The following is a 13,608-nucleotide window of genomic DNA, read 5'->3' as shown; positions in this document are numbered from 1 at the left end:
CGCCATGCCATCCTTTACGTTCACCCCGCGCGCTGCCGCTCTGACCATCGCCGGATTCAGTCAGGCCGTCGTGGCGGCACCCCTGTTGCTCTCTCAGGCACCACCCACACTGGCCCGGGACCCGGCGCCCAACATCATCGTCTCGGTGGACAACTCCACCAGCATGGGCTCCACCGGGGTTGCCGAACTGCGCACCGCGCTCAAAACCACCTTCGCCGCGAGCAACCTTCCCGACGACCAGATCCGCCTGGCATGGCAATCCATGCATGGCTGCAACACCATTCCCGGAAGCAGCACCAGCACCACGGGCATCTGCCGAGGGTACAACGGCATGCGACGACTTGCCGGGCAACACCGAACCAACTTCTTCAACTGGGTCGATTCGATCGCCATCGTGCGAGGCACGCCCTCTCACTTCATGATGGACAACGCAGGCCAGTATCTCAGCGCCACGGGTTTGGGCACCAACAGTCCATGGGCTGCTCATCCTGGCACCGAAGAGTTGCCTGTGTTGTCGTGCCGCAGGTCGTACCACATCCTCATGACCGACGGAGAGTACGGCCACTCCTGGGCCTCGGGCGAACGCGATACCTCCGGCCCGCCCGGCACACGCATTGTTCGCGGCGGCAATGCAGACGGAACCGAAACTGTTTTGCCCGACGGCACGCTCTATTCCGTCGCCTCTACCAACACGCAGACCCGCCTCTACCGCGACACCTGGGGCAGTTCCACGCTGAGCACATTGTCTGATCTCGCCTTCTACTACTGGTCACGCGACCTGCAGCCCAGTATTCCCAACCATCTCAAACCGGTGCCGGCCGAGCAGTTTTCCGAGCAAAACTTCGGCACAACCAGTGCACCCGCCGAACTGGAGAGCTACTGGAACCCCCGCAACAATCCCGCCACATGGCAACACATGGTGACCTACACCATCGGATTCAAAAGCGCTGCCCAATGGTCAACGAACACGTCCTATCCCACCTGGATGGGCGACACCTTCTCAGGTCTTGCCCCACTCATCCGGGGAGACAAGATCTGGGTCACGCCTTTCTGCAACGCGTCGGTCAGTGGAGCAGGCAACCTTCCTTGCGACGGTGACGCCAACTATGAAATTCGCGCCGACGCGCGCAAGGCCGACCTGTGGCACACGGCACTCAACAGCCGTGGCCGTTTCATTCCGGCGCCCGATGCTCAGTCTCTGGTGAACGCGTTCAAGGGCATCCTGGAGGGTCTTTCCTCGGAGAACGGGCAGGCTCGCGTGAGCATCGCCGCGAACTCAACGCAACTTCGCACCGATGGCCGCATATACCTCGCCAGCTACGACATGGAGCGCTTCAGCGGTGACGTGGAAGCCTACAAGATCAGCGCGGCCACGCGAACGGTGGATACGCTGCCCATCTGGACGGCGTCCTCCAAACTCGATGCGACCGGGCTGAACTGGGCAGACCGGCGCATCCTCTCGCATTCGGGCGCAGCAGGCATCAACTTCAACTGGACATCGCTGAGCTCAGAGCAACAAACTGCTTTGCGCGGCTCCGACACCGCCACCGTGGGCGGGCAAAGGGTGGACTACCTTCGCGGAGACCGGTCACGCGAGGCACCGGCCGGCAGCTTTCGCCAGCGGGCGTCCCGCATGGGCACGGTCGTGAACTCCAATCTTTGGACGGTGGCTGCTCCAAAGCGGCTGAAGTTCGAGCATGCCGGTCACGCCAGCTTCCGCTCGACGCACATCAACCGGCCAGACACGGTCTATATCGGCGCCAACGGCGGCATGCTGCACGCCTTTGACGGTGCCACAGGTGCAGAACGCTTTGCCTATGTGCCGCGCGCTGCATACGCTGGCCTGCGCGACTACACCTTGCCCCAATACACCCACCGCCACTTCGTGGACGGACACCCATTCACCGGCGATGTCGATACCAGCTGGGTCGCCAACGCAAGCACGCCGCCCACCCCCAATTGGCGAACGGTTCTGGTTAGCGGGCTGGGGGGAGGCGGCCGTGGCTTTTTCGTGGCGGACGTCACCGACCCCACCAATGTGACCAACACCTCGGTCTGGTTGGATCGAACATTTCCCGGCAACTCCACTGGTGCATTCGACGACCATCAGGACGTTGGCCACATTTACGGCGCGCCAGTGACCGACACCTTGTCCGGCGGCCGCAGCGAACAGATAGTCAAGCTCAACAACAAGCGCTGGGCCGTGGTGCTGGGCAATGGCGTGAACAGCTTCAATGAGCGGCCGGTGTTGCTGATCCAGTACCTGGATGGAGATCGCAGCCTGCTGCGCATCGTCGCCAACTCCACCACCAGTGCATCGAATGGCCTGGCACCGCCTCGACTGGTCGACCTCAACGCCAATGGCATGATCGACATCGCCTACGCGGGTGATCTGAAGGGGCAATTGTGGAAATTCGACCTCTCCAGCAAGAGCGACACCGACTGGGGCGTCAGCGCCTGGGACGGTGCCGCGCAGCCCTGCAAGGACTCGACCGCCTGCAAACCGCTCTTCGTTGCCCGAGACGCCGCGTCGACCGTGCAACCGATCACCACCGCACCTTTGATCATGGCCCACCCCATGGGCGGAACCCAGGTCATGTTCGGCACCGGCCAGAACATGCAGGCGAGCGACCCGGCCAGCGCCGCTGTACAGACGATCTACTCCGTCTGGGACAAAAGCAAGTTCACTCCCATCATCGATGCTCTCGACACGGAGGCCAAACTGCTCCAGCTGGCCGACGCGCAGCCCATAACGGCGGGTCGTGATGGGCTGGTGCAACAGAGCATCACCACGGCGGTGACCCAAACAGAGACAGACGGCGACATGGTCGACACGATCTACTCCAACTCCTCCGACAACACCATTTCGTATTCGCGCACCGACAACACCGCGAAACGCGGTTGGTTCATGGATCTTCCGCTCAGTGGTGAGCGCGTGCTCAATCCGCCAAGCCCCCTGCAAGGCCAGCGGGTGATCATCCCCAGCATGGCTCCGTCCCCCACCGCGGGTGGCGAAAGTTGCGACCCTCAGACCGCCGCCGGGCAGGCCAGGATGACCGTGCTGAACATGATCACTGGCCGCCCCTCTTCTTCGCCTGTGTTCTTCAGCAGCGATGCCAGCATGAACATGAAAAATGCCACGAGTGTGCTGGTGGCGTCGGACGAGCTCGTGGGTATCGATGGCCTTCAGGACGTTGATTTTTTCAACGTCAGCAACCAGGGCTATGAGGGTAGCGGCGAGCTCGGTACGAACGTCGTCAATGGCCCGGGCTCGGTGCAAGCATGCGGAGGCAGTGGCTGTATCCCGCGCGGCAAACTGCAGCTTGGCAACAGCCGAGGCGCCCGCGCCGACTGGCGGGAGGTGCGCTGATGTCCTGTTTCCGCCGCCCAAACCGCGGATTCACGTTGATCGAACTGATGATCGCGGTGGCTGTGGTGGCGTTGCTCGCGGCGGTGGCTTTGCCCAGCTACAACGAGTATGTGATGCGAAGCCACCGCGCCAATGCACGCGCGGCGCTTTTGCAGGCTGCCCAGTGGATGGAGCGCACCGCCACGGCGCAAGGCACCTACCCGCTCACAGCCGCCATTCCACCCGGCGTGCTGTTCGTCGAGGGTGGGCGCTACAACATCGTTGCCGTTTCCAACGGCATTGGCTACACCTTGACGGCGACGCCCAATGCTGCTCAGTCAAGTGACCGGTGCGCGTCCTTCCGGACCGATCAGGCTGGCACAAGAGCGCAAGCTCCTACCGTCGAGGTGCCAGTTCCGCTGGGGCCGATGGAGTGCTGGAACCGGTAAAGCGCAACGATTTCCAAGCCTTACGGCAAGTTGTGTGTCCGCCTTTCGACGCCTCAACGCAACTACCGACCACAGGCCAGCACGTCGAATGAAGTATTAATTTAACCTACAAAGCACGGTGTAAGGCTGCCAACCTATGCCACTTTAAAATTCATTTTTGAAGCTAGAGTGTGGGCATGTCCTCAGCACCTCACATATCCCCATGCACGCACCAAGCGGGCTTCAGCCTGATTGAAGTCCTGGTCACCATCATCATCCTGAGCATCGGGATGCTGGGGTCAGCGGGCATGCAGGCGGCAGCGTTGCAAGCCAACACGCAGACGCGCTACCAAGTGGTCGCCGCCGCGCTGGCCGGGGAATTGGCCGAAGCCATGCGTGGCAACCACCGGGTCGCGCTCAATACCCTGCCGACGGCCAATCCCTACTTGATCGACCATGACTCGGGAGCCTTGGTAGCGCCACCGGTCAACTGTCGGGTGGACACGTGCTCCGGCAACACGGACGCGCAACGCCTGAGCAACGCGCAATGGCAGGTCCATGAATGGATGGGGCGGCTGCAGTCCGAGCTGCCCTCTCCGCGCGTTCGCATCTGCTTTGACAGCACCCCTTTTCACGCCACCACTGGCGCAGCCGAATGGGACTGCGACGACACGGGTGATGTGTTGGTGGCCAAGATCGCCTGGACGCGCATCAACACCAAAGGCACCTTGATTTTTGGATCGGCTGCATCCAGCCCACTTGTTGTGATCCCGGTCACAGCGGGCAGTGCGTCATGAAAGGCACCCGCATCAAGCAACGCGGCCTTTCGCTGGTCGAACTGTTGGTGTCCATGACCCTGGGTCTGCTTCTAGTGCTCGTGGCCATCGGGCTTCTTTTCAGCGCCAGTCGGGGATTCAATGCGGTGGACCACGGTTCGGCGGCCCGAGACAAGGTGCGCCTGGCCACCGAACTGCTGACGTCGGTGATCCTTCAAGCTGGCTATGAGGACTGGGGAAACCCACAAGCCAACCTGCAATCGGTGGCGCGGCTTCAGAACTCCGCGATCGACCTCGAACCCGACATTTTTGGCTGGGACAACGCGTTCTATGCCGTCCCGTCCGACCAGAAGCTGAGCACCAGCACCGACATCACCAACGACGATCGACCCGACAAATGCGGCAGCGACACCACCACGACCTGCCTCAACGGCAGCGACATTCTGGTGATCCGGTTCCAAGGCATGAGCGCAGCGAGCAACGCTGCCACCGGTGATCGCACAATGCTCAACTGCGGTGGGGGTGCCGAAGCAGCGCCCCCCACTGCCAAGCTTGAAGAACGGTCGATCAGCCTTTTCCACGTGTCCAGAAACAGCGACAGCGGTGAAGCCTCGCTGAGCTGCGCCACCTACAGCGGTGCCTGGAAAGACTCAAGGCCACTGGTAGAAGGTGTCGAGAGTTTTCAGGTGCTGTATGGCACCGATGCGGTGGAACCAGGGGTTGCACCAGCGGCAAACACCAACGACAGTGTGGCCGATCGCTGGTTGCGCGCCGACCAGCTCACGGTGGCAGGTGATGCCTCCGCCACACGAGCCAACTGGCGGCGCGTTCGGGCCGTGCGTGTCGGCTTGGTCGTCCGCGGTCCTGTCGGTTCTGCTGTCGAAGTCGCCGCCAAGACCTTCTGGCCATTGGGCACCACCTTCGCTGATGTCAACGATGTTGGCAGTGTGTTGGTGACTCCGGCCGATGGGCGCTTACGCACATTGCACAGCTTCACTGTGCATTTGCGCAATGACCTGACCATGCCATGAAGCGGCCCTTCACGCATTCCTCCGCCAAGCGCGAGCGGGGCTTTTCCCTGATCGCCACGCTGGTGCTGCTGGTGATCGCCAGTCTGCTCGGGGTCGCGGCTTCCCAACTGGTCCTCATGTCCGAACGCAGCAGCCGCTACGACCGTGACCGCTTGATCGCATTCCAGGCCGCCGAAGCGGCCCTGCTCGACGCCGAGTTGGACATCCGGGGCCCGGGCTCCACCCGCTCGAGCCTCTTCTCCCCCACCTCCATCGCTGGCTTCGAAGAGGGGTGCAGCACCGGCAGCACCACCGTGGGCATGTGTTTGCCCGCGAGCGCCGGCGAAAGCCCGATCTGGTCAACCGTCAGCTTCACGGACACCAACCGCACCGTGGCTTTTGGCGACTACACAGGCCGGCAGTACGCGGCGGGCACCAGTGGCGTGCAGCCCGCGCGGACACCGCGTTATCTCATCGAACTCATCCCCGACCCCACACCTGGCGGCAACGAGGGCGCTCCGCGCAATCTGTACCGGGTCACGGCCGTGGGCTTCGGCCCGCGCGAGGAAATCCAGGTGATGCTGCAAATGTTCTTTCGCAAGGAGTAAGCCGTGGCGAACATCGCTCGAAAAGTCTGGGGCATCGTGCTCTGCGTAGCAGTGGCCACCGTGGCAGGCCTGGCATTCAACCAAGAGACCACTACTACGCCTTTGGTTTCGCTGCCCAACGATCCCCTGTACCTGAACGGATCGAAGGCCAAGGCCAACCTCATACTGGCCCTGTCGGTGGAAACGCCTACCTTAGGATCTGCCTACACATCCTCCCCCGGCGATCTCAACGATTTCAATCCAAATCGAAAGTACATCGGCTACTACGACCACATGGTTTGCTACGCCAATGTCACAGCCAGTGGAATCACTGGCGAGTACTTTTCCTACAGCAGCGCCAAAAGCACCATTGATGCAGCCTGCCCTAGCGGCCAGTCGTTCGATGGCAACTTTCTCAATTGGGCCACCACGTCGGCCATCGACATCATGCGGTACGGCCTGACGGGAGGGACCCGTGTATTCGACGAAGGCACAGGCGCTGGCAGAACCATCCTCGAGAGGGCCTATCTGCCTGGTTCTTCGTACTCCGGGCCATTCTTCCCCTTGAAGCGTCTTCGCACGGATCAAATCGCACTGCGCACACCTTTTGCGGCCAGTGAATTCACAGATGGCATTTTCATCCGCAATTGCATCAACCGGGTGTATTTCGCCAAGGAGAACGACGGGGGCACGGATTGCCTGAATCCCTTTGGTGTTGCGAACGCCCAAAGTGACCGGCTGGTCAGGCATGGTGATACCTCTCAGGGGCGGTTTTACCTAACCCGCGTCATGGTGTGCGATGCCAACAGCGCCGCCAACCGCCCGATGCTCCAGAACCAGACGACCCGTCGTTGGAGCGGCCTGTGCTTTCCATACCAAAACGCCAGCGGTGGTACCTTTTTCAAACCTGTCGGGCAATTCCAGGTCAACTCCGACAACGTTCGGGTGAGTGTTTTCTCTTACCTGAACGACGACAACTATTTCCGCTACGGCGGTGTGATGCGGACACCTTTGAAGTACCTCGGCTCGAAGCAGTTCGATGCCAATTTCGATCTGATGGCCGCCACGAATCCACACAGCGAATGGGATTCCGTGACCGGGGTTTTCAACCGCAATCCCCAGTTGGGCCACGCCGACTACGGCGATCAGGGCTATGGCCAGTCGGGCGCCATCACCTACATCAACGGCTTCAGCGCTCTCGATCCCGATGCACTCGGCACGACCAAGGACTGGGACCCTTTGAGCGAGCTCTACTACGAGGCCTTCCGCTATCTGCAGGGCCAACAGCCCACGCCGTTGGCCACCGCCGGACTCAGCGGCACGTCAGCCAGTGACCGATCGTTGGCGGAAAACTTTCCTGCGTACCGGACGTGGACGGACCCATTTACGGGTTTCAAAGACAACACGGGAGAAGGGCGCAGTTGCCTGCGCAACAACGTACTGGCCATCGCCGATGCCTTCACGCACGGCGATCGCTACCTGCCAGGCAACAAAAAGATACGCGGCGGCGACGGCATTCGAGCCTCTGAAGAAGAGCCTGTGCCACTTGACGTGGAAAAGTGGACCAACGTGGTGGGTTCGTTTGAAGCCAACCTGGGGGTGAGCTACACCGACAGCACCGGTAAAGCGCAAAAAGCCTTCAACATTTCACTGAACGATCCCTACCGTGTGGATTTGTCCAACATCGCGACCAACGTCGTCGTTGAGTCGACGGGCTCCTACTTGATGGCTGGTTTGGCGCATTTCGCCAACACGCAAAGCTTCCGCACAGATCTGCCCAAGGCCCGCATCAGCACCTTTTCCATCGACGTCAACTCCTACAACACCACTGGCTCCAACGCCACCCTGCGTCGAGGCACGCAGCTCTTTCTGGCGGCCAAATATGGCGGCTTCGACGACAGCCTCACTGGCAATACGGGCAGTCCCTACGCATCGGGCGAAAATCTATCCTGGCAACGTGCCGATGGCGATGCGCGGAACTACTTCGTGGTGAGCGATCCGCAAACCTTCCTGGATTCCATCGCTGAAGTCTTCCGGTCACTGGCCACTGAAACCAGGAGCATCGCCGGCGGAGCAGCTTCGTCCCAGCAACTGCGCAGCGACGAGGCCGCCGCCGTGTTTCAAGGCAGCTTCAACCCGGAATCCAACGACTGGAGCGGCAGGGTTCGCAAGTTTGCCTTGAGCCTCTCGTCCAGCACAGGAGTGGTCACAGTGGCAAACACCCCCGAATGGGATGCAGCAGAAATGCTGACCTTGCGCACGCGGGCTGACCATGGCGCTGATCGCAACATCGTGGTGGGCGCTCCCCTGGGGCAGCAGGGCACGCTGGATCCCTCTCCGTTTGTGTGGGATGGCTCTTTGGCTTCAGCGCACAAGAGTGCACTGAACCGGGACCCGTCAGGCACCGCCGACAGCCTGGGCTCGGACCGCCTGCACTACCTGCGGGGTGATCGCCGCCAGGAACAGAGCCGGTCCAACCTTTTGCTGCCATTCCGTCCCCGCCAGCTGGTACTGGGTAGCGTGGTGAACGCAGGTCTGGTGTACCAAGGCGCACCCACTCCCACGTTGAGCGGAACGGGCTACGCCGCCTTCCGCGAAACCAACAAGACCCGCACGCCCGTGGTGTTTGCCAATGCCAACGACGGCATGCTCCATGCCTTCCGAGCCGACGACGGTAGCGAGGCGTTTGCCTACATCCCGGGCTTTCTCGTCCCACGCCTCCATGCAATAACCGACGTCAACTATGTCCACCGCCCCTTGCTGGATGCCACGCCCACAGCAGCAGAGGCCCAGATCGAAGGCCAATGGCGCAGCGTGCTGGTGTCGGGTGCAGGCGCAGGTGCGCAAGGCATCTTCGCCATCGATGTCACTGATCCCGATGGGTTCACCAAGGACAACGTGCTGTGGGAGTTCACGGACGCAGATCATCCCGCGCTGGGCAATGTTCTTGGCAAACCACGGGTGGCGCGCGTGCGGATGAACGACGCTGGTGCCGGAACGGATTCCTACAAATGGATGGCCATCGTGCCCGGTGGCGTCAACAACCACCGCAGCGATGCAAACACCAACAGCAACGCCAATCCCTCGATCTTCCTGATCGACCTTGAAGCGAAGCCCTCGTCGTCCCGACCGTGGCAGGAGGGGGTGAACTTCTGGCGCATCGAGTTGCCGCCCGGAGATGCATCCACCGCGCCGGGTTTGATCCAGATCACAACCGTCCAGACGCCGGGAAGCGGCAACCTGGAGGCCATTCTTGCCGGTGATCTGCAAGGCAATGTGTGGAACCTGTCGTTTCGCGAGCAAGGCGTCAGCACCCTCACTACCGACGGATTGAGCAACCTGGAACAGGTCAACGCCATGGGCGAAAATCGCAACCCGATGTTTGTAGCGAGGAGTTCTACCGACAAACGCCAGCCCATCACGTCGGCACCGGTGGCGGCCACCGGATTCAGCGGGAAACGGCTTGTTGTGGTTGGCACTGGCAAGTTCCTTGAAGTCACCGACAACAGCGCACCGACCACGCCGCCTGCATCGCTTTATGCGCTGCTGGACAGTTCAAGCACGATCACCGATCGCAGCCGTCTGCAAAGTGCCAGCATCAACACCCTGGGCGCGGTGAACATTGAAGCTTTCCAATACGGAACGGCTGAAAGCCAAAGAGAGGGCTGGGTGCTGGACTTCTCCAGCACGGCCGGCGAGCGGCAGGTGACAGAGATGCAGCTCGATCGTGGGATCCTGATTTTCACGACACTCAGCCCGTCGGGCGGCACTTGCGGCGACGGTGGTGGCCGTGGCTTCAATATCGACGTGCTGACCGGCCGCGGCTCCTCATGGGACTCCGGTGTAGGTCTGCCGGGTGGGCCCATGGTGCTGGAAAGGGGCAATGCCGTGGTCTCGGGCAGCAGCACCAGCGGGCGTCGCACGGCGACCTACCGCATGGGTGTCCTGATGCAGGGGTCCAAAGGAACGGCGGCTCAATCGAACCAGTTCGACATTACCTTGCAGGTTGGCCGGATGAGCTGGCGCCAGGTTCACAACCACCGGGATATTGCGCCATGAAGGCGGGGACGATCCACCACCACAAAGGCTTCACCTTGATCGAACTCATGATCACGGTTGCGATCGTGGGCATCCTGGGAGCGCTGGCGTACCCCTCCTACCTGGAATCGGTGCGCAAGGGCCGTCGGGCAGAGGCAAGAGCGGCCCTGGCAAACCTCATGCAACAGCAAGAACGCCACCTGACACAGAACAACACTTACCTGGGGCCTTTCGCAGCGGGGGTGGCCAGCACCCCGTTTCGCACCCATTCCGCGAGTTCGGGAAACGTGGCGGACGCCAGCCATGTGCTCGGAGCGCGCGAGTGCCAGGCCGTGGGCGGAGAAACGCCCGAAGTGCGCGACTGCATCGAGGTGTTTGCAGTGCCTCGCACCACCGCGCTGGCCGACCCCCCTGCCGCCGAGATCGCCGTGGACAGCCTGGGGCGGCGGCGCTGCAACAGTTCTTCAACAGCCCTGAAACCATGCTGGCCATGACGGAACAACGAGGCCGCGCCGCTGCCGGATTCACGCTCATCGAGTTGATGGTCACTCTTTCGATTGCGGCAGTGTTGATGGTGGTGGCCGTGCCGAGCTACCAGACCTTCGCCCGCAATGCCGCTGTCGCCCAGGTCACCGGCAATTTCGTCAACGCAGCGCAACTGGCCCGGGCCAACGCCATGCGCTTGTCGCGGCACACGCTGGTGCAGGTGACGAATGAAGATCTGGGTTGGGTCGGGGGTTGGCGGGTGTACGCCGACATCGACCGCGACATGGCCTACACGGCGGACACCGACGTTTTGGTCGTCGAGCAGGGACCGGCCCCCGATGGCGTGATGAACAACGGCGAGGAGGACGATGATCTGGACGACCGTGGCACGGTGGCGGACGGTTACCTGATGTTCAATCCTGCGGGCTTTCCCCGCACCACCACCGATGGCGCTCTCGGAGGGAGCGTGGTGTTCTACCTGCCCGAAGGTCGTGCCACTGCAGTGGTTTACTCCAACTCGGGCCGCATCCGCCGCTGCGATCCGACCAAGACGGGATGTCGCACGTAGAGGCGATCCAATTCATCGCTCTGCCTCAGGCTGAGCGGAGCTGACAGCCTGACGAACCAGTCGAGCTGCAAAACCCTGCGAAAATAGCCGGATGTTTACCGGCATCATCACCGGCGTGGGGCGCATCGCCGCCCTCCACGACCTGGGCAGCTCTTTGGACCATGGCAAGCGACTCACGATCGAGACACCCTCCGGGTATCTCGATGACGTCGGCTTGGGCGACAGCATTGCGCTCAATGGCGCTTGCATGACCGTGACCTCGCTGGATCTGCCCCAGCACCACTTCACCATCGACATCTCGGCCGAGTCACTTGCCCGCACGACGGGGCTGGCGCAGGCCGGCTACTGCGTCAATCTGGAGAAAGCCCTGCGAGCCCACGACCGGCTGGGCGGGCACATCGTCTCCGGCCATGTGGACGGCGTCGGGCATGTGGCCCGCTTTGCGCAGGTGGGCGAGAGCTGGGAGCTGCGCGTGATCGCGCCGTTGAACCTCGGAAAATACCTGGCCTACAAGGGCTCTATCACCGTCAACGGCGTCAGTCTGACCGTCAATTCGATCCAGGACCGTGCCGACGGCTGTGAATTCAGCATCAACCTCATTCCCCACACGGTGCAAAACACCGCGTTGGGCCAGTTGACCGACGGAAGTCCGGTCAATCTGGAAATCGACACCGTCGCACGCTATGTGGAGCGCATGCTCAGCGCCGGTCACATCAATCTCAAGGAAACCGCATGAACGCGCCTGAAACCCTGGCCCCAGTGGCCATCTCGCCTGTGGAAGACATCGTGGCCGACATGCGCGCCGGACGCATGGTGATCCTGGTGGACGAGGAAGACCGCGAAAACGAAGGCGACCTCGTGCTCGCCGCCGACCATGTGACACCAGAAGCCATCAACTTCATGGCCCGCTTCGGCCGTGGCCTGATTTGCCTCACGCTCACCAAAGAGCGCTGCGAGCGCCTGCAGCTGCCTCCCATGGTGCCGCGCAACGGGACCAAGATGGGCACGGCCTTCACCATCTCCATCGAAGCCGCCGAGGGCGTGACCACCGGCATTTCGGCCGCCGACCGCTCGCGCACGGTGCAGGTGGCGGTGGCGCCCAACGCCGTTGCCACCGATCTGGTGCAACCCGGCCACATTTTCCCGTTGCAGGCGGTCGAGGGTGGTGTGCTCATGCGCGCCGGCCACACAGAAGCCGGTTGTGATCTGGCCGCCATGGCCGGCTGCAGTCCCAGCGCCGTGATCTGCGAGATCATGAAGGACGACGGCACGATGGCCCGCCTGCCGGACCTCCAGGTGTTTGCCGCCGAGCACGGCCTGAAGATCGGCACCATCGCCGATCTGATCGAACACCGCAGCCGCACCGAATGCCTGGTGAAAAAGCTGGGCGCCCGCAGCCTGAACACCGCGTTCGGCGAGTTCCAGGTGCACGCCTTCAGCGACGAGCCCAGCGGTGCGTTGCACCTGGCACTCGTCAAAGGTGAATGGGGCCCGGACCAATCGGTGGCCGTGCGGGTTCACGAGCCACTGTCGGTGCTCGACGCGCTGGAGGTCGGTCGCTCCATGCACTCCTGGAGCCTGGAAGCCAGCCTGCGCTACATCAGCGAAGCTGGCGCCGGTGTGGCCGTGCTGCTCAACTGCGGGGAGACCGCAGCGCAATTGCTGGCCCAGTTTGAAGGCACCGCTCGCTCGGCCCAGGCGCCCGAGCGCGGCCGCATGGACCTGCGCACCTACGGCGTTGGCGCCCAGATCCTGCGTGATTGCGGCGTGCACAAGATGCAGCTCATGGGCAACCCGCGCCGCATGCCCAGCATGACCGGCTACGGTCTGGAAATCACCGGCTACCTCAGCCGCAACGGCTGAACCCATTCACATATTCAACAAGAAACGGAGCCGCACATGTTCGGCGCAGACAAAGGCACAGCCCACTTGCTCGACGGCAAGAAGCTCAGCATCGGGATCGTTCAGGCCCGCTTCAACGAACCCATCACCGACGCGCTGTACCACGCTTGTCTGGCGGAACTGCTGGCACTGGGCGTGCAGGACAAAAACATCGCGCATGTGAAGGTGCCGGGCGCACTCGAGGTGCCCGTGGCATTGCAGGCCATGGCCGAGCGCGACGATTTCGACGCACTGATTGCCCTGGGTTGCATCATCCGCGGCGAAACCTACCACTTCGAACTGGTGGCCAACGAATCGGGGGCAGGCGTCACGCGCCTGTCCCTGGACTACCAGATCCCCATCGCCAACGCCATCCTGACCACCGAAACGCTTGAGCAGGCGATTGCCCGCAAGACCGACAAGGGCCGCGACGCGGCCCGCGTGGCGGTGGAAATGGCCCACCTGCTCCAAGAAATAGGCTGAAC

General features: G+C 62.2%; 11 protein-coding genes and 1 pseudogene. All 12 read left to right on the top strand.

Annotation, left to right across the window (positions count from 1 at the left end):
- Positions 1-4: 4 nt before the first annotated feature.
- The 12 genes and pseudogenes from IV113_RS13075 (at position 5) to ribH (ending at position 13,606) form a co-directional block, all read left to right on the top strand.
- Positions 5-3,370 (top strand): PilC/PilY family type IV pilus protein, encoded by a 3,366-nt coding sequence (locus IV113_RS13075; protein WP_291085600.1) that lies wholly within the window; start codon positions 5-7, stop codon positions 3,368-3,370.
- On the top strand, positions 3,370-3,798 hold the full coding sequence (locus tag IV113_RS13070) for a type IV pilin protein (RefSeq protein WP_291085597.1): 429 nt from the start codon (positions 3,370-3,372) through the stop codon (positions 3,796-3,798). The genes IV113_RS13075 and IV113_RS13070 overlap by 1 nt, the downstream gene beginning before the upstream one ends.
- 176 nt (positions 3,799-3,974) lie before the next feature.
- Complete coding sequence (gene pilV, locus IV113_RS13065) at positions 3,975-4,574, top strand: type IV pilus modification protein PilV (RefSeq protein ID WP_291085594.1); 600 nt, start codon at positions 3,975-3,977, stop codon at positions 4,572-4,574.
- Positions 4,571-4,651: pseudogene (locus IV113_RS26245) on the top strand (prepilin-type N-terminal cleavage/methylation domain-containing protein); the annotation flags it as partial. The gene pilV and the pseudogene IV113_RS26245, both read left to right, overlap by 4 nt.
- 78 nt (positions 4,652-4,729) lie before the next feature.
- Positions 4,730-5,584, top strand: a complete 855-nt coding sequence (locus IV113_RS13060) for a PilW family protein (RefSeq protein WP_291085591.1) — start codon at positions 4,730-4,732, stop codon at positions 5,582-5,584.
- The gene (locus tag IV113_RS13055) at positions 5,581-6,171 is read left to right on the top strand and encodes a PilX N-terminal domain-containing pilus assembly protein (RefSeq protein WP_291085588.1); all 591 of its coding nucleotides are present in this window, start codon (positions 5,581-5,583) and stop codon (positions 6,169-6,171) included. The genes IV113_RS13060 and IV113_RS13055 overlap by 4 nt, the downstream gene beginning before the upstream one ends.
- Positions 6,172-6,174: 3 nt before the next feature.
- Positions 6,175-10,209, top strand: coding sequence for a PilC/PilY family type IV pilus protein (locus tag IV113_RS13050; RefSeq protein ID WP_291085585.1), 4,035 nt, complete (start codon positions 6,175-6,177; stop codon positions 10,207-10,209).
- Entirely contained in the window at positions 10,206-10,682 is a 477-nt protein-coding gene (locus tag IV113_RS13045; RefSeq protein WP_291085582.1) for a type IV pilin protein, read from the top strand. Before IV113_RS13050 ends, IV113_RS13045 begins: the two co-directional genes overlap by 4 nt.
- The gene (locus IV113_RS13040) at positions 10,679-11,242 is read left to right on the top strand and encodes a GspH/FimT family pseudopilin (RefSeq protein WP_291085579.1); all 564 of its coding nucleotides are present in this window, start codon (positions 10,679-10,681) and stop codon (positions 11,240-11,242) included. Before IV113_RS13045 ends, IV113_RS13040 begins: the two co-directional genes overlap by 4 nt.
- 91 nt (positions 11,243-11,333) lie before the next feature.
- The gene (locus IV113_RS13035) at positions 11,334-11,978 is read left to right on the top strand and encodes a riboflavin synthase (protein ID WP_291085576.1); all 645 of its coding nucleotides are present in this window, start codon (positions 11,334-11,336) and stop codon (positions 11,976-11,978) included.
- Positions 11,975-13,105: a bifunctional 3,4-dihydroxy-2-butanone-4-phosphate synthase/GTP cyclohydrolase II gene (ribBA, locus tag IV113_RS13030; protein WP_291085572.1), complete on the top strand. Its 1,131-nt coding sequence runs from the start codon at positions 11,975-11,977 to the stop codon at positions 13,103-13,105. The genes IV113_RS13035 and ribBA overlap by 4 nt, the downstream gene beginning before the upstream one ends.
- 36 nt (positions 13,106-13,141) lie before the next feature.
- A complete protein-coding gene (gene ribH / locus IV113_RS13025) occupies positions 13,142-13,606 on the top strand; it encodes a 6,7-dimethyl-8-ribityllumazine synthase (protein ID WP_291085569.1) in 465 nt (154 codons plus the stop codon).
- The last annotated feature ends 2 nt before the right edge of the window (positions 13,607-13,608 follow it).

This window comes from Hydrogenophaga sp., from assembly GCF_018780385.1.
GTDB lineage: Bacteria > Pseudomonadota > Gammaproteobacteria > Burkholderiales > Burkholderiaceae_C > Hydrogenophaga.
Note: the sequence above shows the minus strand (reverse complement) of the source record. Positions and strands in the feature narration are given on the sequence as shown.

What these genes read in the sequence shown, in the direction of transcription:
- IV113_RS13035 (WP_291085576.1), top strand. Translation starts at nt 11,334, where the DNA reads ATGTTTACCGGCATCATCACCGGCGTGGGGCGCATCGCCGCCCTCCAC.
- IV113_RS13045 (WP_291085582.1), top strand. Translation starts at nt 10,206, where the DNA reads ATGAAGGCGGGGACGATCCACCACCACAAAGGCTTCACCTTGATCGAA.
- IV113_RS13055 (WP_291085588.1), top strand. Translation starts at nt 5,581, where the DNA reads ATGAAGCGGCCCTTCACGCATTCCTCCGCCAAGCGCGAGCGGGGCTTT.
- ribBA (WP_291085572.1), top strand. Translation starts at nt 11,975, where the DNA reads ATGAACGCGCCTGAAACCCTGGCCCCAGTGGCCATCTCGCCTGTGGAA.
- pilV (WP_291085594.1), top strand. Translation starts at nt 3,975, where the DNA reads ATGTCCTCAGCACCTCACATATCCCCATGCACGCACCAAGCGGGCTTC.
- ribH (WP_291085569.1), top strand. Translation starts at nt 13,142, where the DNA reads ATGTTCGGCGCAGACAAAGGCACAGCCCACTTGCTCGACGGCAAGAAG.
- IV113_RS13070 (WP_291085597.1), top strand. Translation starts at nt 3,370, where the DNA reads ATGTCCTGTTTCCGCCGCCCAAACCGCGGATTCACGTTGATCGAACTG.
- IV113_RS13040 (WP_291085579.1), top strand. Translation starts at nt 10,679, where the DNA reads ATGACGGAACAACGAGGCCGCGCCGCTGCCGGATTCACGCTCATCGAG.
- IV113_RS13075 (WP_291085600.1), top strand. Translation starts at nt 5, where the DNA reads ATGCCATCCTTTACGTTCACCCCGCGCGCTGCCGCTCTGACCATCGCC.